The organism is Streptomyces sp. NPDC001617, assembly GCF_053596855.1.
Window position 1 is genome coordinate 1 of sequence record NZ_JBSFHA010000110.1, and the last position, 18,706, is coordinate 18,706.

At 68.5% G+C, this 18,706-nt stretch carries 13 protein-coding genes and 1 pseudogene; 4 read left to right on the forward strand and 10 right to left on the reverse strand.

Annotated features, from left to right (window positions below; translation table 11 throughout):
• Positions 1–224 precede the first annotated feature (224 nt).
• Entirely contained in the window at positions 225–980 is a 756-nt protein-coding gene (locus tag ACWC09_RS46475) for a class I SAM-dependent methyltransferase (RefSeq protein WP_450857651.1), read from the forward strand.
• 74 nt (positions 981–1,054) lie between these two features.
• On the opposite strand, the gene ACWC09_RS46480 is transcribed toward ACWC09_RS46475, so the two are convergent.
• From ACWC09_RS46480 to ACWC09_RS46500, 5 genes are all read right to left on the reverse strand, one after another.
• On the reverse strand, positions 1,055–1,378 hold the full coding sequence (locus tag ACWC09_RS46480) for a hypothetical protein (RefSeq protein WP_450857612.1): 324 nt from the start codon (positions 1,376–1,378) through the stop codon (positions 1,055–1,057).
• 462 nt (positions 1,379–1,840) lie between these two features.
• The gene (locus ACWC09_RS46485) at positions 1,841–5,395 is read right to left on the reverse strand and encodes an NACHT and WD repeat domain-containing protein (RefSeq protein WP_450857614.1); all 3,555 of its coding nucleotides are present in this window, start codon (positions 5,393–5,395) and stop codon (positions 1,841–1,843) included.
• Positions 5,396–5,940: 545 nt separating this feature from the next.
• On the reverse strand, positions 5,941–7,317 hold the full coding sequence (locus tag ACWC09_RS46490; protein ID WP_450857616.1) for an RICIN domain-containing protein: 1,377 nt from the start codon (positions 7,315–7,317) through the stop codon (positions 5,941–5,943).
• A 177-nt stretch (positions 7,318–7,494) separates the two neighbouring features.
• Positions 7,495–9,141, reverse strand: coding sequence for an alkaline phosphatase family protein (locus ACWC09_RS46495; protein WP_450857617.1), 1,647 nt, complete (start codon positions 9,139–9,141; stop codon positions 7,495–7,497).
• 219 nt (positions 9,142–9,360) lie between these two features.
• Complete coding sequence (locus ACWC09_RS46500; protein ID WP_450857619.1) at positions 9,361–10,266, reverse strand: helix-turn-helix transcriptional regulator; 906 nt, start codon at positions 10,264–10,266, stop codon at positions 9,361–9,363.
• 196 nt (positions 10,267–10,462) lie between these two features.
• Between ACWC09_RS46500 and ACWC09_RS46505 the strand changes: the two genes are divergently transcribed.
• Complete coding sequence (locus ACWC09_RS46505) at positions 10,463–10,693, forward strand: tautomerase family protein (RefSeq protein WP_450857620.1); 231 nt, start codon at positions 10,463–10,465, stop codon at positions 10,691–10,693.
• A 290-nt stretch (positions 10,694–10,983) separates the two neighbouring features.
• Here the strand turns inward: ACWC09_RS46505 and ACWC09_RS46510 are convergent, their stop codons facing one another.
• Positions 10,984–12,255 carry an MFS transporter gene (locus ACWC09_RS46510; protein ID WP_450857652.1) on the reverse strand — a complete coding sequence of 424 codons (1,272 nt, stop codon included), beginning with the start codon at positions 12,253–12,255 and terminating at the stop codon, positions 10,984–10,986.
• Positions 12,256–12,602: 347 nt separating this feature from the next.
• On the opposite strand from ACWC09_RS46510, the gene ACWC09_RS46515 reads away from it, so the two are divergent.
• Positions 12,603–13,115 (forward strand): hypothetical protein, encoded by a 513-nt coding sequence (locus ACWC09_RS46515; protein ID WP_450857622.1) that lies wholly within the window; start codon positions 12,603–12,605, stop codon positions 13,113–13,115.
• A gap of 518 nt (positions 13,116–13,633) precedes the next feature.
• On the opposite strand, the gene ACWC09_RS46520 is transcribed toward ACWC09_RS46515, so the two are convergent.
• Both ACWC09_RS46520 and ACWC09_RS46525 read right to left on the reverse strand, forming a co-directional pair.
• On the reverse strand, positions 13,634–14,752 hold the full coding sequence (locus ACWC09_RS46520; RefSeq protein ID WP_450857623.1) for a fatty acid desaturase family protein: 1,119 nt from the start codon (positions 14,750–14,752) through the stop codon (positions 13,634–13,636).
• 7 nt (positions 14,753–14,759) lie between these two features.
• A complete protein-coding gene (locus tag ACWC09_RS46525; protein ID WP_450857624.1) occupies positions 14,760–15,815 on the reverse strand; it encodes a ferredoxin reductase in 1,056 nt (351 codons plus the stop codon).
• An 87-nt stretch (positions 15,816–15,902) separates the two neighbouring features.
• Between ACWC09_RS46525 and ACWC09_RS46530 the strand changes: the two genes are divergently transcribed.
• The gene (locus ACWC09_RS46530) at positions 15,903–17,042 is read left to right on the forward strand and encodes a PucR family transcriptional regulator (protein ID WP_450857625.1); all 1,140 of its coding nucleotides are present in this window, start codon (positions 15,903–15,905) and stop codon (positions 17,040–17,042) included.
• Between the two features lie 150 nt (positions 17,043–17,192).
• Here the strand turns inward: ACWC09_RS46530 and ACWC09_RS46535 are convergent.
• Positions 17,193–17,552: pseudogene (locus ACWC09_RS46535) on the reverse strand (hypothetical protein); the annotation flags it as partial.
• An 86-nt stretch (positions 17,553–17,638) separates the two neighbouring features.
• The gene (locus ACWC09_RS46540; RefSeq protein WP_450857626.1) at positions 17,639–18,697 is read right to left on the reverse strand and encodes an L-idonate 5-dehydrogenase; all 1,059 of its coding nucleotides are present in this window, start codon (positions 18,695–18,697) and stop codon (positions 17,639–17,641) included.
• Positions 18,698–18,706: the final 9 nt, after the last annotated feature.

Sequence of the window (18,706 nt, forward strand, 5' to 3'; positions counted from 1 at the left end):
GAGGCCCTGTCTTCATGCGCGCACAACGGGAAGATCACCCCAGCGGGAAACCTGTTCGACCCGCACGTTCCATGATCGGTTGAGATACAGCTTCTCAGACGGACAACTGACAACCCACAAACACCGTCAGAGCCATCCTTGCGAAAACCATTGGTGCCCGGCTTGCTCCGCTGATGGACTGACGTCCCACTCCGTGAGTCTGCCGCGTGACGGAGGTAGTGGTTGTGACAGGCTATGACGTGCTTGCCGAGGTGTACGAATGGCTCATCTCGGATGCAAAGTTGCCTCCAGCCGAGTTCGCTGCGTCGTTCGACGACGTTCTCAATACCCTGCCGTCGAACGCTCACGTCCTCGACTGTTCGTGCGGAACCGGACAGTTGGCGGTTGGCCTCGCCGGTCGTGGCATGCAGGTTGTCGCAACTGACGCCAGCGAGGCGATGGTTCGTCGGACTGCAGAGTTGTCTGAGGAGTTCGGGGCATCCGTCCGGGCCGTACGGGCGAACTGGGAAGAGTTGCCCGACCATTTCCAGGACAACACGTTCGACATGGTGTTCTGCGTTGGCAACTCGCTTCACCATGCCGCGGGCGCGACCGGCAGGGGTGCTGCTCTGGAGTCGATGTCACGGCTTCTGCGCCCCGGCGGGCGCTTGGTACTCACATCCCGCACTTGGGAACTCGTGAGGGCCAGAGGTTCCCGGCTGGAGATCAGTGACCGACTCGTCCGCCGGAACGGTCGCGATGCCGTCGTGGTCTACCGCTGGGAGATTGCGCCGCATTGGGAGGAGGAGCACCACATCGAGATTGCGATCGCGCAAGTTGATGCGACCGGGTTGGTTCTTGTCCGCTCGGAACTGCTGTCCTGCTGGCCCTACCGGTACGAGGAACTCGAAGTCGAGCTGCACCGGGTCGGACTCCAAACGGAACTGAGCACGTTCGATCTTGAGGCCGAGAACTACATGGTGGTCGCGAGCAAGGTATAAACACCGGACTCTCAGTCCCTGGCCGGACCGCGCGGTTGCTCGCAGGACGCTTGCGCCCTCTCATCGGTGCGGGTTCAAGTGGTCAACGCAACGCCTCGTACGAGGAGTGCTCGTCGATCAGACGGCGGTAGATCCGGGGTGACGGTGTGGCGCTGTTTCCTGGTCGCGTCCAGATCAATGAGCAGGATCTCGTCGATCAGCAGCGTGAACGGATCCAGCTTCGACGGCCGCGCCGAAGCGGTTGTCGTGCGTGGCTGCGGCCAAGCCGAGGTCAGGGCCTTGTTGACCGTGCTCCAGGTGACGCCGTACTTGCACTGCAACGCCCGGTTCGACATGCCATCGCGGGAGTCGTGCCGCAGCGCGGCGTACAACTCGACCTTCGACTGGCCGGGCGGCATCGGGGGTGCTCCTTTACTGAGCACATCCAGCTTGACACCGCAACCCCGATGGTGACGTCAGAATTCGCGAACATCTTTCTGGGCCATCACCTGGTGCCGTCAGCTTTCACGAACAACTGACGTCACCAACTACCGACAGAACCATGCTATCGAAGAGCTTGTATCAGCCACGCCCGACTTGCCCTTTCCGTAGCTCTGAAAAGCGATGCGCAGGACGGATGGCCCACGCGGACGAGGCGAACCGGAACCGTGGCCGACGACGGCCACGGTTGAAGGCTTCGATGCCTCCCGGGCGAGATCTACACCTTCACTGAGGCCAACCTCGATGAGGTTGCGCCGGACAAGGTCCGCCGTGGCCTCGGTTTCGGCCACCCGCCCCACCGTGACCTGCGAGCACCGGCTCAGGCCCGGCCGGCTTGCGCCGTTGGCTGGGCAGCCTGTCCCTCGTTGCCGTGCCCGGTCTCAAGTGCTGTTCGTGACCGTCGAGGCGGTTTCGGGAAGCAGGTGTGTGCGGCGTTCCTCTGGTGTCAGTGAGCGGAAGATCCGGCCGCGAGCGGCCGACAGAAGAGCGGTGACATCATTTTCGCTGCCCCAGATCCGGATGGTGTGGTCCTCGGAAGCGGAGGCCACCTGGCGGCTGTTGGGAAGCCAGGCGACGGAGGTGCATCGGTCGCGGTGGATGCCGATCACCCTGCTCTCGCCGTCGTCCTGCGGGTTCCACAGGCGCACCGTGCGGTCGTCCGAGCCGGTGGCGATATGACGGCCGTCCGGAGACCAGGCGAGACCGCGGACGCGGGCCTCATGGCCCTTGAGGAGGTGTTGGAGTGTGCCGGTCGCGGCACTCCAGATGCGTATGGTCCAGTCGCCGGAGCTGGTGGCGAGCTGAGAACCGTCGGGGGACCAGGCCACCGCGTCGACCCAACTCTGATGGCCTGTCAGATGGTGCACGAGGCGATGGTCTGTCATGTCCCAGATCTGTGCCGTGTGGTCGTCCGAGCCGGTCGCGAGCATCGTGCCGGTGGGTGACCATGCGAGTGCGCAGACCCACTGGGAATGCTCGCCGTATCCTCCCAGGACCGTTCCGGTCGCGGCGTCCAGGACGGTGGCGCGGTTGTCGCGTCCGGCGATGGCCAGGCGGGCCCCGTCCGGGGACCAGGCCAGGGCCTCGATGGTTTCGCGGCCGGTGTACAGCGTCCGTTGCTCGTCGGAGCTGAGAGGTTGCCAGATCCTGACGGTGTTGTCGTCGGCGCAACTCGCGAGCCGGCGTCCGCCAGGAGCCCATTGCACGCCATTGATTCCGGCGGTGTGGCCGGTGAGGATTCTAGCGGATTGCCCGTTGTGGGCATGCCAGATCCGCACCTCGTGGCCGCTGCCGCTCGCGATGCGGCGGCCGTCGGGTGTGGTGTCGAGGCTGACGACCGGGCCGGGATGATCGTCGATCTGGCGCAGTTCGGTGCTGTGGGTGCCCGTGGTCCAGATGCGGGCCGTGCCGTCCTCGGCGCTGGTGGCGATGCGGTCGCCGCCGGGCGACCAGGCCAGGGCCTGCACTCTGTCGGTGTGGCCGCACAGGCGGGCGATTTCGCCGCCGTGGTCCAGTGCGCGTATGTGCACCTCGGGCCCGCGTGAGGAGACGGCGAAGGTGTCGCCGCGCGGAGAGCAGCGAAGATCGGTGATCAGTTCGTGCGGTTCCGGGAAGGTTCGCCGGAGCTGTCCGGTCGTGGAGTCCAGGACCCTTATTCGATGGTCCTCTCCGCTGAGCAGGCAACTGCCGTCCTGGGACCAGGAGATGGGGGTGGCGTGATTGTTCGAGCGTTCGAGCACTCGTTCCGGGCGTCCCGTCTCCACGTCCCACACGATGCAGGTTCTGTCGTAGGCGGCGGAGAGGAGCCGGGTGCCGTCCGGGGACCAGACGAGCCGGTAGATCTCGTTGCGGTGATCGGACAGTTCCGCCGTCTGCTGCCAACTCGCCGTGTCGAAGAGTCGGATGCGTCGGTCGCGTGAGCAGGTCGCGAGTCGGGCACCGTCGGGAGACCAGGCGACGTCGCGGACCGTGTCGGTGAACGCGGTCAGTACGGTGACGGTCTCTCCCGAGACGGCATCCCACACCCGGGCCGTACGGTCGCGCGAAGCGGTGGCCACCTGCCGCGAGTCCGGCGACCAGTGCACGCCGCCCACTCCCGCCGCATGGCCCTCCAGCACTGCGGCAGGCATGCCCGATGCCGCGTTCCAGATGCGGGCGGTTGCGTCCAGTGACCCGGTCGCGATCCAGGCTCCGTCGGGCGACCACGCTATGGCGCGCACACCGGCGGTGTGACCGGTGAGCACGGCCTGGGTGTGGTTGTGGGCGAGCGCGGCCATCAGGGCCCGGACAGCCGTGGCGGTGGGCGGGCACTCGGCGAGGACGGTTGCCGCGAGGAGGGTGCCCAGTTCGGGATCCCGTTCGGCGTTGGCCAGGACGTACTGGCTGACCGACTCGGAGACCTGGTGCAGGAAGGCCCGGTCCCGGCTGCGGGAGGCCGTGACCAGTTCCCGCATGTCCGGCGTTGCCTCTGCCGCGGACTCCAGGCCCGTCAGCCACCGTCGGGCCAGGGCGAGTCTCTCTCCGGTGAGAAGGTAGTCGGGGCTGCGGCCGGACGACCGCCAGTCGGCCGCCCAGCGTTCCAACTCGCTGCGGCTGTTGAGTCGTTCGGCTCGTACCGCCACCTGCTGGTGCAAGGGCGGCCACTGACGGAACAGGGCTTCGTGGGCTACCTGAACCATGGGGACCGAGTCGACTTGGGTGACCACGAGCAGCCGCGCCTTGTCGAACGGGCGCAGGATGTCCCGTTCCTGGTCCGAGAGGGCGGACAGCGGTACACGGCGCTTGACCGGTTCACCCGCCTCCATGCCCACCAGGCGCAGCAGCACGGCGAGCACGGTGTCTGCGCCGTGCTGATCGACGACGGTGGCGAACACCTCGTCCGCCTGACAGGCCAGCGCGCCGGCGACGCCGCCGAGGGACCGGTAGCTCTCCTTGGTCGCCAGACGGGAATTCCCGATCGAGAGGTAGAGCTCGCGCAACAGGTAGGCGAGCAGCGGCAACGCGTCCGCGGTGCCGGTGTCGTCGACGATCTGCGCGACCAGCCCGGCTTCGAAAGAGATCCCGGCCAGCCGAGCGGGTTGCTCGACGACGGCGACGAGTTCGGCGGTGGACATGGCGCCCAGCGCCATCGGTGAGGCGAACAGCTGCGGTTGCCCGCAGGACAGGAAGTCCTGGAGAAACTCCACTCGCAGGGTGGCCACGACCCACAGGCGGCGGTCATGCGCGAGTGCCGCGGAGACAGCATCGAGGAACGTGTCCCTCTCCGCTTCCGGAGAGAAGGTGATCAGTTCCTCCAACTGGTCGATCACCAAGAGCGTACGACCCGGCAGCACCCCGCCGGGGTGACGCGTCCTGTGCAACCCGGTGAGATCTCCGGCCCGCAGGCGACGAACGGCCTCCTCGCGGTCGGGCCCGTCCGTCTGCGTCAGGCTGGTGGCCAGGCGCTCCAGGGGCTCGGAGCCGGGCACGATCATCGGCAGTACGGTCCACCGCGAGCTCAGCAGACGCGGCAGGACCCCGGCGTGGATGAGCGAGCTCTTACCGCTTCCCGACATCCCCGTGACGCACAGGAACCTCTCCTGCGGGTCCGGCGCGGACGTGTTCAGCCGCCGCACGATCTGGGCGACCTCACCCTCTCGTCCGAAGAACACCGCCGCGTCGTGCCGTTCGAAGGCAGCGAGCCCAGGGTAGGGGGTGGCCTGCGGTTCCCAGGCAGGACGTGGCGCCGCGGGATGCGTCTGCCGGTGCACCACTATTTGGCCCACGACGACCACGCTCAGCAGGACCAACACCACGAGAGGAGCGATCCGATCGAGGGAGCGCACCGCGGGCGACTGGACCGAGTTCGCGGCGAAGTTGGCCGCGACTTCCAGGAACGTGGCCGAGACCGAGACCAGGACCGTGATCTGCAGAGTCCGAGGTGAGCGCTGCCGCATGAGCTTCCCCCTAGTCGCTAGGTGCTGCCCCGCCACAGACCTCTCGAAACCGATGAAGGCGACATAACGGCAGGCCGCCGAATCCGACATCGCTGCGCGGCGGTGGAACGAGCACGTGGGTGAACTACGCGGTGTTCGGAGTCCGTTGCGGCGGCCCTCATCGCGGCCGGAGGCCGACAACGTCGACCGGGGTCCGGTCCTTGAGGAGCTGTCTCGCGAGCAGGTCCTCGACTGGCGCGCCCGCATCGCAGGCCTCGGTCACCTGAATCGTGGTTACATCACCTCGTAGCGGTCGTGAGCGGTGGCGAGCGCAGGGCGGCGATCTGTCCCGGCTCGGGCCGCGTGCCGCGCTGGAGACGACACGCGTGAACGGCTGCAAACCCGTACGGCGAGGCCGAAGGCGCGTACGACGTTGGTGGTCCGGCGCGACGGGCGCGAGCCGATTTGGCGACCAGTCTCTTCCGGCCGTTTCTCCGGACGTCCTGCGCCCGACGTTCCGATCTGGACCTCAGGACCTGTTCCAGGCATCGGGCACCGTGCCGTCCTCACTGCCCCGGTGCGAGGACGTAGGTGTTGAGGGTGCCGACCGTGGTGAGCGGGCTGGGGGAGCCGAGGTCGTAGCGGTCCACGGCCAGGTAGTTGGGCTTGTGGCGCGCGGCGGGTGTGCAGAAGTTCTGCGCACGGTTGAGGAGCTTGCCGTTGTCGGTCTCCGCGGTGGAGCCGATGGTGTAGTCGCGGAAGTGGTTCATCACGAACAGCGGGTGGAAGGCGGCGGAGTCCGTGGTGAGGGGCCTGGTGTCCCAGCGGCTGTAGCAGGACCAGTCGGAGTCGCCGATTCCGCCGCCCATGGACCAGTAGTTCTCCACGGTCCACTCGCGCTGGTACATCACCCCGAAAGTGTCGCGGGTGCCCCAGCCGTTGGAGGTGTCGCTGGCCCGTGTCCGGTCGCTGAAGACCAGTAGTTGTCTGCCGCGCGCGGCGAGGTCGGCCATGGTCGGCCAGCCCTTGGTGGCGACGCCCTCCTGGTCGGGCCGGTACAGCACGTCGTAGAGGCCGCTCACGGAGGCGAGGGAGGACTTCAGCACGTCCGAGGAGGCGTAGTCCTCCAGGAAGACGGTGGCGAACTGGCCGGGGTGGGCCTTGAGGAAGTCGACGATGCGCTGGAGGTCGGCGGCGAGTGGGACGGGATTGCCGACGCCGTCGCAGCTGTTGTGGCAGAGCACGGCCTGACCGTTGACGGTGTAGTCGTCCAGCATGAACCCGCGTACGCCGTCGGCCAGTTGACGGCTGACGCCATAGTTCTGGTTGGGGAACCAGCTGACCGGGAACGTGGCGAAGTTGCCGTCGACACCGTTGGCGAAGGCGTTGTGCGCGGTCAGGAAGGTGACCTGGTCCAGGGTGCGGGTGTCGGCGGACGGCATCGCCGAGGTCGCGTAGTCGACCGGGGTGAGGTACCAGCGGGCGAGGTCGCCCGACGAGCCGAGCTGCACGACGCCGGCATCGGAGGCGGAGCCGGTGAGGTACTGCGAGGTGCCGGGGACGGCGATGGTGTACGTGCTGTCGGCGCCGGAGGCGATTGACCAGGTGGTGCCGTCCGCGCCGCAGGTGGCGGTGACCGCGGAGGTGCCGCTGCGGCCGAGACAGGTGCCGGACTCGTCGGCGTTCCGCAGCTGGTAGCCGCCGCTGACGGCGACCGGGGTCCACTGCTGGTGGTCCTCGTTGCCCTTGGGGTTGTGCGCGGCGACGGTTCCGCTGCTGTCGGCGGCGTTGCGGCCGGTGGTGTAGTTCTGCAGATAGACCGAGGAAGGGGGGACCGCCGCCGATGCCGTGCCGGGCAGCAGGACAGGCACGGACAGGGCGAGGACGGCGGAACAGCACAGGACGCGCAAGGGGCGCAGGCGCACGGGGGTGATTCCCTTCATTCCGGCACGGGCGATGGTTTTGATGACCGAGGCATGACCTATCTGGTGACACGTGTGGTGCGCCAGATGCCGTGGGTGAATTCCTGCTGCTGCTCGGCATGCTGATCGCGCGTCAGCCGTGATCGCCGGCGCGGGCCGTTGTGTGGCGGCTGTCGGCCTGGCGGCCGGCGAGCGTGGTCAGCTCTCCGGCAGAGGACGGGTGTGCTCGGTGCGCACGGCGTCCAGTTTCCGCGGGTCGAGGCCGAGGAGGCGCAGAATCGTCGGCGCGATCTCAGTGGTGCGCACCGGAGTGTTGACGCGCACGTCGTGCGGGGTGGTGGCGCCGTAGACGACGAGGGGTACATCGAGGTCGTCGGCGTGTGCTCCACCGTGCTCGGCGATCTTGCCCTTGCCGCCGGTGTAGACGACGCCGTACTGACTGATGCCGAACAGGTCGGGCACGCGCGAGTCGCCGGTGCGGACGTGGAAGTACCGGGCGGCGTCCGCGCCGGCGTACACGGTCTTCAGGCCGCCGGCCGTGAACGCCTTGGCGGCGCCGTCGATGCCGGTGCCGGTGCCGGACCGGGCGAGCAGGTAGGTCTTGGCGAACTCGGCCGCGGCCTGGGAACGGTCGCTGAGCCACAGCAGCATGGCGTCGTCGTCCACGGCGTGGGCGACCAGGTCGGCGGCGCCCGGGTGGGCTGTCTTCCAGGCTGCGTTGAGGCCGTCGATCAGCGGCCCGTCGTCGATGCGGGTCAGCGACTTGGGGTCGGTGGGGGACTGGCCGTGCTTGGAGGACAGAATGACGGTCGTGCTGCCGTCGAGACCCCGCTTGTGGATCTCGTCGAGGAATGCCCCGACCTCCCGGTCGACGAAGCCGAGGTTCTTGGCCAGCAGTGGTCCGGGTGCGCCGGCCGTGGTGTAACCGCCTGTCAGCCCGTCGGAGGCGGGCAGTTTCTGGGCGGTGGAGACGGATTGGAAGTTCATCCCGAAGACCGCCGGGACGCCGGTCCTGTGGGTGCCGCTGTGGTCGTGACCGTCGATCTCGTTGAGGACGGCGTTCACCTTGTACGCGTCGTACTGCTCGGTCGCCGCGTTGTCCTTCGTCCAGTCCGCGCCTGCCGGGTAGCCGATGGCCTGGCTGTTGATCTCCGGCGCGAACAGGTCCTGGATGCCGTCGCCGGACGGCCCGTCGAGGATCTCGTAGGCGACGTGCTTGTCCGACCACGCGGTGCGCAGCCCGGCCTCGCGGGCGACGTCGAAGACCGTGTTCACCTTGAGGTAGGAGTGCGGGTAGACCGGCTTGCAGCTCTTCGGGTCGACGGGCAGCTTCGCCGGGTTGATGAGGTGAGCGGCGTCGCCGGTCATGTTCAGGATGCTGCCGGGCAGGCCGGACAGGCCCTGGCCCGCGTCGAGGGAGTTCTGGTTCTTGTCGAGGTCCTCGGTGAGGTCGACCTCCGCGCCCGGCTTGACGCGGGCACAGTGGGTGGTGCCGGCCGGGAGCAGCCTGTTGCTGTAGGTGTCGTCGTAGTACACGCCCGTGACGCCCGGGTCTCCGCCGGTCACCTGGCCCACCATGCCGGGGAAGGAGTCTGAGGGGACGGTGGTTCTCGCGTGGGTGTACTCCACACCGCCGCCGGCCAGGCGGGCGAGCGCGGACTGGGGGTGCCGGGCCACGTACCAGGCCAGGTCGGACTGGTGCAGACCGTCGACCGACAGCAGCAGGACATGCCGGGACCGAGTCGTGGGGGAGGCCGAGACGGGGCCGGCGGACAGGACCGTAAGACCGCCGACGGCGGCGAGCGCGGCGGCGGCCGCGACGGGACGGAGCGGGTGTCGGAACACGGTGGCTCTCCTCAAGCTGTGCGGAGCTTGTGACCTCGCGGGTCGCGTACCGACATTCGAGAGGGGCAACGTGTACGGAACCAGACGCGCGACCCGGTTTCTGCCAAAGAACGTCATGTCGGCATGCAAAGCCGGACGACAGAGGTGCATCGGACGCGGTGGATGCCGATCAGCTCGGGTGAACTACGCGCTGTCCGGTATCCGTTGCGCCGGCGCGGATCAGCGTCGCGTTGTGGACTCCGCCCCGGGCACGCCGTCCGGGGTCGTGGGCTCGGCGACGTTCAGGTCCTGGGTTCCGATGACCGACAGCAGTTCCAGCTGTTCGGCTCCGCGGGTTCCGGGCGGTGCGGTGAACCACAGCAGGCGTTGGCGTCCGTCCTCGCTGAACAGGTTGTAGCAGTCGAGTTCGATGATGCCGAGCGTGGGGTGGACGATGTTCTTGTGGTCCATACGACGCACCGCGACGTCGTGGGTGTCCCAGAGGGCTGCGAACTCCTGGCTGCGGCGGCGGAGCACGGCGACCATGTTCATCACCTCCGCGTCCCGGCCGCGCCGGGTAACCGCTGCCCGGAGGTCGGCCGCGAACACCCGGGAGTGGCGCGGGTGGTCCCGGGGCGGATACATCTCGCGCGACCGCGGGTCGGTGAACCAGCGGTACACGAAGCTCGCCCTCGGGCCGCGGAGTGCCGGGGACGTGCCGAGCAGGGCCCGGGCCAGATCGTTCTCCACCAGGGTCTCGTGGAGGTCGGTGACGACGCGCGCGGGGGTGGTGGACAGCCGGTCCAAAAGCCCCAGAAGCGCCGGCTGCACGTGCGCCGACGGCCCGTGCGCCGACGGGGGGATCGGCCGGTCGGCCAGACGAAACAGGTGGTCCCGTTCGTCGCCGTTGAGGCGCAGGGCACGGGCGAGGGCGGCCAGCGTCTGGGCCGAGGGCTGCACACCGTGCTTGCCGCGGGCGCGCTCCAACTCGGTGTAGTAGTCGGCTGACAGCCCTGCCAGCTGGGCGACTTCCTCGCGGCGCAACCCCGGGACGCGCCGGCGCGGGCCGTGGGGCAGACCGACCTCGGCGGGGCGGATGCGGTTGCGACGTGTCCTGAGGAAGGCGCCGAGCTCTGGAAGGTTCACCCCTTCATGGTCGCTCGCGCGCCGGGCCGTAGCCAGGGGGTGCCATCCCCTGGGTAAGCGCAGCCCTGGCTGGAGGCGGCGGACCGGTCGATCGTGGAGGAGACAACAGGGCGACGGAGAGCGCGGCCAGATCCCATCTCCCCGCCCGGATCCCGGACCCCGTGCGACGCACCACGGAGAGAAGGAACGAGCAGCAGTGCCTTTCGCGAATTTCAAGGTCCCCGAGAAGACCCTCACCCCGAAGCAGAAGCAGGAGATCGTCACCCGCACCACCGAGCTGTACGTCGAGATCTACGGCGAGCGGGCCCGCAACAACACCATGGTGCTGGTCGAAGAGGTCGCCGACGGCGGCTGGGGCATCGCCGGCGACGTCCTGACGCTCGCCCAACTCGGTGAGGCGGCGCCGACCGACGCCACCGACGCTTGACCGCGCCGGCAGCGCATGGGCCCCCATCTCGTCGGACAAAGTACGCTTGCGTCGGCCCGCCATGCGCGATCAGGTCGGGGTCATCGAACACGGCGAACAGCTCCGCGAGCCTGTAGGAGACTCTCACTTACGCGGTGGCTCCAGGCTGAACAGCTGCCGCAGTGGCGCGACTCTTCCCATCCCGTTCGGCGCTGATCGTCGCGATGACAGCTCCGTCGCCGAAGGGGAGCGACATGTCAACGAGCAACGCCCCTGCCATCGGGCAGGGGCGTTGCTCGAGATGGTCTGTTTCAGGATGCCTTTTGGTCGGCGGGCTTCTCGATCTCGGTGGTCACCCGTGCCCCGCGGAAGAGCACCGGGAGCCACAGGAGACATGCCAGCAGGGGGACAGCGGCGTAGGTGGCCATGCCCTGACTGGAGCCCAGCCCGTCCATGAGCGTGCCGAGGACGAGATAGCCGATGCCGATGAGCGCCGACTCCGCGAATGCGATCATCGACAGAAGGCTCGCCCGGTGGCGCGACGGCACGGCCTCGTTGAACACGTTGTCCACGATCACGGCGGTGATCTCGGGAATTCCGACCAGGGCCAGGAACGCGGCGATGGTGACCCAGACGAGGCCGAGGCCGCTGAGGCCGAGTGCCGCGGCGAGCGTCAGGAGGGACACCGGGACGATGACCCGATACCCGATGCGCCGGTTCGCGCGGTCCGACAGCAGCGGAGTGAGCCCGCCAGTGAGGAATCCCGCCGATATGACCACGCTGACCAATGCGGTGCCCGCTCCCTGATCGGAGAGGGTCTTCTGGGTAAAAATGATGTACGGCGTCAAAGTCGCATGCATCAATCCGGACACCACGACAAGCGTCACGAGTGCCGGCGTGGCGACCCGAAGCATCGCCCGCCATGCTGTGGCGTCGCCGTGCCCCTTCTCGGCTCCGTCCTGCTCGTCCACCGCGTCCGCGCCGCGGATCTCGGGCACCCGTGACATCAGCACCACCACGGCCAGGACGAGGCACGCCGCCGAACCGACGTAGACGACTCCCCAGGAAATCTGCTGCAGTTGGCCGCCGAGGACGATGGCGGCTCCCGAGGTGACCGTCCCGAGCATGGTGAACCGGGACTTGGTCTTGACGTAGCCGGCCGTTGCACCACGACGCACGAGCAGGTCGTACAGCAGGGCGGTGTCCGAGCCGGACACACATGCCATGCCCACGCCCTGCCCGATGAACAGTGCCAGGAACACCCAGTAGTTGGAGAACGTCCCCTGGCCGAGCAGACATCCAGCTATCAGCATCTGGCCGATCACGATGCTGGCACGCCGGCCGATTCGGTCGGCGATGACTCCCGTCGGTAACTCCGCAAGTCCGCTGACCAGGTAGAGCAGTGTCTGAAGGAGGGCCACTTGCCCGGCGGAGAAGCCTCGCTGTTGAAGGAAGAGGACGAATACGCCACGCTGGAACAGCGAGTTGGCGAGCACGGCGTAGACGTAGAACGGGCGCGTGACACTTCGTGCCGCATTGTCGACTGCAGCCGACCTGCTCAGGGCCTCCGTGGTGCCGGTCACGCTGTGGGCTCCCTGGTGACTCCGGTGATCATTAGTGTTGGGCCTCCGCCGCCGACCGGAACCTCCAGTCCCCACTTCGCGCAGGATATTGGGCCATCCGGGAACCGTTGCCAGCACCGCGGGCATCCTCGGTGGAGGTGTCAAATGCTGGGAAAATCGGCTGCATCCTTGACGCCCTCAACGCAGGCGAACAATCAAGGGCAGTCGCAGTCTCGCGATGTTGCACAAGCCGTTCGAACACGTGCGCAACAGAGAGCTGATCCCGGCCTGCGGTCAGTGCAGGAGGATCATGGACCGGCTGGGCATCACCGACACCTTCAACGGCGGGTGAGTTGAACATGGGAACTATGCTCAAAGGACTCCCACGTGTTCCGTGGAGCGACCTTGAGGTGCCCAGAGGCTCGGCGAGAGATATTCCCACCCTCCTCTCCAAAGCGGCCTGGGGAGACCGCAAGACCGGAGACCTGGCACTGGACTACCTGGCCGACCTCGTATGCGAGCTTGGCTTCGTTATCTCCGAGGCCACGGCCCCCACCGTGCCGTTCCTGCTGGAACTCGCCGAAGCTCCCCAAGTGGGCTGCAAGGCGGAGGCGTTGAAACTCCTGCTGAACATCTACTCCTCCCACGAGTGGAGCCGCACCGCAGCAGGCGCTCTGCCCAAATACGCCGACAATTACGCCCACAAGGTCCAGTGGGAACACGATGCACACCAGGCCGTGCTGGCTGGACGTCGCACCATCGAAGGACTGGCCGACTCCGTGGACCCCGAAGTCGCCGAGGCTGCCGCCAAGCTCCTACAGGCGTTCAAGGCAGAAGTCGCGCAGCCCACCGAGACGGAGGGGCGCGAAACCAACACGTGAGAGAAACAAGCAGACGGAGGATCATCCTCGGCGCCACGACCGCCGTCGCTGCCCGCGGAACCGGCGGCCTGGTCGCCGCCCGGCGCAGCGTGTCCACCCGACCCAACCCGACGCCCGCCCGGCTCCGCGGCCCCCCTGCCCTGCGCACAAGTCATCGCCTTGGATCTAGCGGGCAAAGGCCGCAGCGACAGCGCCCTGCGTGCTGCACACCGCGCTGTCGCTGCGATCGGCGGCGGAGGAACCATCGCCTGGCTGGCGCTGGGTGACGGCGCACGGGCCCTCCACCTTGATCGTGGACACCTCGACGCTGATCTTTGGGCAGGTCAGCGCACTACAACATTTCGACGGGGGTTGTGTGTTGAGCTGCTGGCGCATGTTGAGGCAGCGCGGCCGGACATCGGGCTGCCCGGGTCCCGTGTCGTAGGGTCTGATGTCGCGGCCGCCCGCCGTCCGCGACGGATCTCACCGAGCCCGGCGGTGGCGTCGATACGCCGAGAGATCTGAACCAGTACCGGGAATCAGGCGGCGACGAGCTCCTGCTCGCGGTCCGGCGTCTTGACCTTGGGCTCCTTGTTCGGCAGCGAGAGCCGGAAGACCTTGTGCCATGCGGAGAACACCTGCTTGGGCAGCGGGCCGGTGACGTACTCCAGCTCGTACTTTTCGAACAGTGCGCGCACCTTCACCGCGACCTCGGCGTAGCGGTTGCTCGGCAGGTCCGGGAACAGGTGGTGCTCGATCTGGTGGGAGAGGTTGCCGGTCATGAAGTGCATGGCCCTGCTGCCGCTGATGTTCGCCGAGCCCATCATCTGGCGCAGGTACCACTGGCCGCGCGTCTCGCCCATGATCGACCGGCGCTCGAAGACCTGTACGCCCTCGGGGAAGTGCCCGCACATGATCACTGAGTGGGACCAGATGTTGCGGACCAGGTTCGCGGTGAACGTGGCGGCGAGCGTGGTGAGGAACGACGGGCCCGACAGCAGCGGGTGGATCACGTAGTCCTTGAGCACCTGCTTGCGGATCTTGCGGCCCACGGCCCTGGCCCGCGCGCGGAACTCCGGGTTGTTGCGGCGGCGCTTTTGCAGGTTCTTGCCGAGCTCCAGGTCGTACGCTGCGATGCCGTACTCGAAGAAGCAGGCGTTGATGAAGTTCCACAACGGCTGGCCGAGGTGGAACGGGTGCCACTTCTGGTCCTCGTCGACGCGCATGATGCCGTAGCCGAGGTCGTTGTCCTTGCCGATCACGTTGGTGTACGTGTGGTGCAGCTCGTTGTGCGAGTGCTTCCACTGCTCGGACGGCGAGACGTGATCCCACTCCCAGGTGGTGGAGTGAATCTTCGGGTCTCGCATCCAGTCCCACTGGCCGTGCAGGACGTTGTGGCCGATCTCCATGTTGTCCATGATCTTCGCCACGGACAGACCGGCGGTGCCGAGCAGCCACGCGGGCGGGAAGATCGAGAACAGCAGCACGCCCCTGCTGACCAGCTCGAGCTTGCGCTGCGCCGAGATGACCTTACGGATGTAGGCGGCGTCTTTCTCGCCGCGGCCGGCGATCACCTCGTCGCGGATCGCGTCCAGCTCGCGGCCAAGCTCCTCGATCTGCTCCGCGGTCAGGTGGGCGGTGGGGTCGATGGCGGTCAAGGTGCTCCTACCGTTCGATGTCGCAGGGGCCCGCCGCGGCGGACACGCAGGTCTGGATGAGGACGCCCGGCTCGGCCTCGGTGAGCTCGCCGGTGCGCAGGTCGCGGACGGCGCCCGCCTTGAGCGGCGTGACGCAGCCGAAGCAGATGCCCATGCGGCACCCGGAGGGCATGAGCACGCCGGCCTCCTCGCCGATGTCCAGCAACGGCGTGGCGCCGTCCGCGTCGACGGTCTTGCCGGCGGCGCTGAACGTGACCTCGCCGCCGTCGCCGGCGACGACGATGCTGGGGCGGAAGCGTTCGGTGTGCAGGCGCTCTTGTACGCCGTGCTCGCTCCAGTGCTCTTCGGCGGCGTCGAGCAGGCCCGCGGGCCCGCAGGCCCAGGTCTCGCGCTCGGCCCAGTCGGGCACGAGTTCGTCGAGACGGGCGATGTCGAGCATGCCGTCTGTGTCGGTGTGTACCTCGGTGAGCCGCAGCTTCTTGTCCGCGACCAGGTCGTGCAGTTCGTTGCGGAAGATCACGTCCTGCGGCTGTGGCGCGCAGTGGACCATGACGACGTCGTCGAACTCGGTGTCGCGCAGCATGCCCATCACGGGCGTGATGCCGCTGCCGGCCGTCAGGTAGAGCACCTTGGCGGGCTTGGCCTGCGGCAGCACGAAGTCACCGCTCGGCTGGTCGAGCTGGATCAGCGTGCCCGGTTTCGCCCTGCGGACCAGGTGGTTGCTGACCTTGCCGTCCGGGATCGCCTTCACGGTGATCGTGACGCGGCCGTCCTGGCGGTTTGTCGGCGAGGTGAGGGAGTAGGCACGCCACAGGCGCACCCCGTCGACGTCGACCCCGATCCGCACGTACTGACCGGCCGTGTGGCCGCGCCAGCCCCGTCCCGGCCTGATCACGACGGTCGCGGCATCAGGCGTCTCGGGGTGCACGGCCTCGATGCGCCCCCGCAGGTCGGCGCCCGCACGCAACGGGCTGACCAGGTCGAGGTAGTCCGACGGCAGCAGTGGCGTCGTGACCATCTCCAGCATTTTCCACGCCCTGCTGCGGAGGGCTGCACTCGTCATGACTCCAGCTTGCTGCGCCTTGAGGCGTAAAGTCCTGACCACAGGACGTGAATCTGGTCGGCAGAATTGTTCGCAGGGAATAAAAACGTGAGCCATGCACTGCGGAGGGTCAGCGAACTGGCCCTTGATGAGACGACGGTCACCGCGCTTCGGGCCGCGCTGAAGACCACTGCCGACGAGGTCGTCCAGGCGATCATCGACGAGGTCCCTCCCTACGCCAACGCCCTCACGGGCCATATGGGCGCCACCATCCGCCGAGCCGTCCGCACCGCCCTGGGGCACTACCTGGACCTCGCGAGCGGGAACGCCACAGGCGGCGACGCCGGTGACGCAGCCTACGAGCTGGGCCGCGGCGAGGTGCGCGACGGCCGTTCGATGGACGCCCTGCTCAGCGCCTATCGCGTCGGCGCCCGTGTCGCCTGGCGATGCCTGGCGGCGGGCGCCGTACCCGCAGGTCTGCCCGCCGCCGAGGTCGCCAAGTTCGCCGAGCTGACCTTCGCCTACATCGACGAGCTCTCCGCCGCGAGCGCCGCGGGCCACGCCGACGAACTGGCCGCCCGGGGCAGGGCCCACGAGCGCCACCTGGAACACCTGGCCCGCGACCTCCTCGCCGGAGCGAGCCCCGACGTGCTGCTGGCCTCTGTTCAACGGGCCGGGTGGCAGCCTCCGGTTTCGCTGACCGCGGTCCTGCTGCCCGCCGCCCAGGCCCGGCCTGCCTACCGCGCGCTCGACCCGAGCACCCTCGTCCTCGACGATCTGCCGGACGCCACCGGTGTGCTGCTCGTCCCCGATGCCGACCGATCACATCTCTTGCGGCAGCTGACCGACCGCACCGCCGTGGTCGGCCCGGCCCGGCCATGGACTCGGGCGTCCCACTCGTACGCACGAGCCGTACGCGCGCGCTCCCTCTCCTCCGATATTCGCGACACCGAGGACCACCTGCCCGAGCTGGTGCTGAGCGCCGACGCGGACGCGTTCGCAGACCTGCGTGCCCGAGCCCTCGCACCGTTGCGGACCTTGCCTGCCGCGACCGCACGGCGGCTGGAGCAGACGTTGCGGGCGTGGCTGCTGCACCAGGGCAGGCGGGACGAGGTGGCGGCGGCGTTGTTCGTCCATCCCCAGACGGTCCGGTACCGGATGTCGCAGCTGCGGGAGCTGTTTCCGGATCTCGCATCGCCACACCGGGTCCTTGAACTGACGCTGGCGGTCGGGCTTCGGGTCAGCTGACGCGTACTTCGACCGTCCACGACCGCGTCCGCGAGCGGTCCAGGAATCGTGCCTCGTTCTCGGTGCCATCCTGAAGTCGCCCCACTCTCCGCGCCGCAGCGCGTCCATGCTGGCGCCGAGGCGCCGCCGGGCCATCAGGATCAGCGCCATCGCCACGTCTGCGGTGGTGTCGGCGAGCACGTCGGGGGTGTGGGTGACCACCACACCGCGCGCGACGGCGGCATCGACGTCCACGCCGTCGTATCCCATCGACGCCAGTGCCACGACACGGAGGCCCGGGCCGGCCGCGTCCAGCAGGGCGGCGTCCACCCGGTCACTGCCGAGGACGAGCAGTCCCTGGCAGCCCCGGCCAGCACGCCCAGCTCGGCGGACGTGGGCGGCGTCGTCCCTTCCCACGAAGTGACGTCGTACTGGGAGGCGAGCCGACGGACGGCGACCCCCGGCAGACCGGTGCGGCTCACTGCGACGTGCGGGCGGGGTACGGGTGTGCCCGACATGCTGAACTCCCATGACCGGAGGGGATATTGGTGGGGGGAGGTGGTGGCCCGGGCGGGCCGACTCGCGGCCGGCCCGCGCGAAGGCGTAGTCGGCCCACGTCAGGGCGTCGTCGGATCCGCGAAGTCGAGGAGCACCTTGCAGGAGCGCGCCGGGTCGGCTGCCAGTTCGAAGGCTTCGCCGGTTCGTGCCACGGGGAGTACGGAGGTTACCACCGGGTCGGCCTGGAGGCGGCCGTCGGCCAGCGCGCGGAGCACCTCGCCGAGCTCGTTGTCGAAGCGGAAGGAGCCGACCAGCCGCAGCTCCCTCGTGATCACCGCGTTCGCGGCGACCGGGGTGTCCCCGGGCGGGAGCAGGCCGAGGCCCACGACCAGGCCGCCGCGGTCCACTCCGTAGACGCAGGTACGCAGCCCTGCGGGGTTGCCCGAGGACTCGATGGCGATGTCCGCCGCGAGTTCTTGCAGTTCGTCCTGTTCGGTCGCGCCGATCCGTACGGCCGCGTCGGCGCCCACTTGTTTCGCAACGGCCAGCGGGGCCTCGTGGACATCGGTCACGGTGATCTCGCCGGCTCCGGCGGCGCGCAGGGCCGCGACCACCAGGCAGCCGATCGGGCCGGCGCCGGTGACCAGGACCCGCTTTCCGCGTACGTCACCGGCCTGCCGTACCGCGTGCCAGGCGACCGCCGCCGGCTCGGCGACCGCGGCCAGCCGCAGGTCCAGGCCCTCGGGCAGGGGCAGCACCCGCTCCTCGGGCGCCACCAGGACCTCCGCGAAGCCGCCCTGGACGTGGGGGTTGCGGGCGGCGCTGCCAAGATAGCCGGTGTCCAGGCAGGTGTTGCGCCGTCCCGCGAGGCACTGTCGACACATGCCGCAGGAGGCCAGTGGGTGGACGGCCACCGGGGTCCCGGGCGATGGGGCCTGTGTGCCGGGGCCCGCGGCGCGTACCCGGCCGACGATCTCGTGACCGAGGACGAGTGGTTCGCGCAGCCGGAAGTCGCCGACCGCGCCGTGCCGCCAGTAGTGCAGGTCGGAGCCGCAGATCCCGCCGTAGAGGATGTCGACCGCCACCTCGCCGGGCCCGGGCTGTGGCACCGGCCGCTCCTCCAGGCGCAGGTCCCCCGCCCCGTGGGCCACGACCGCGCGCATCGAGCCTGAGTTCATGTCCTCGGT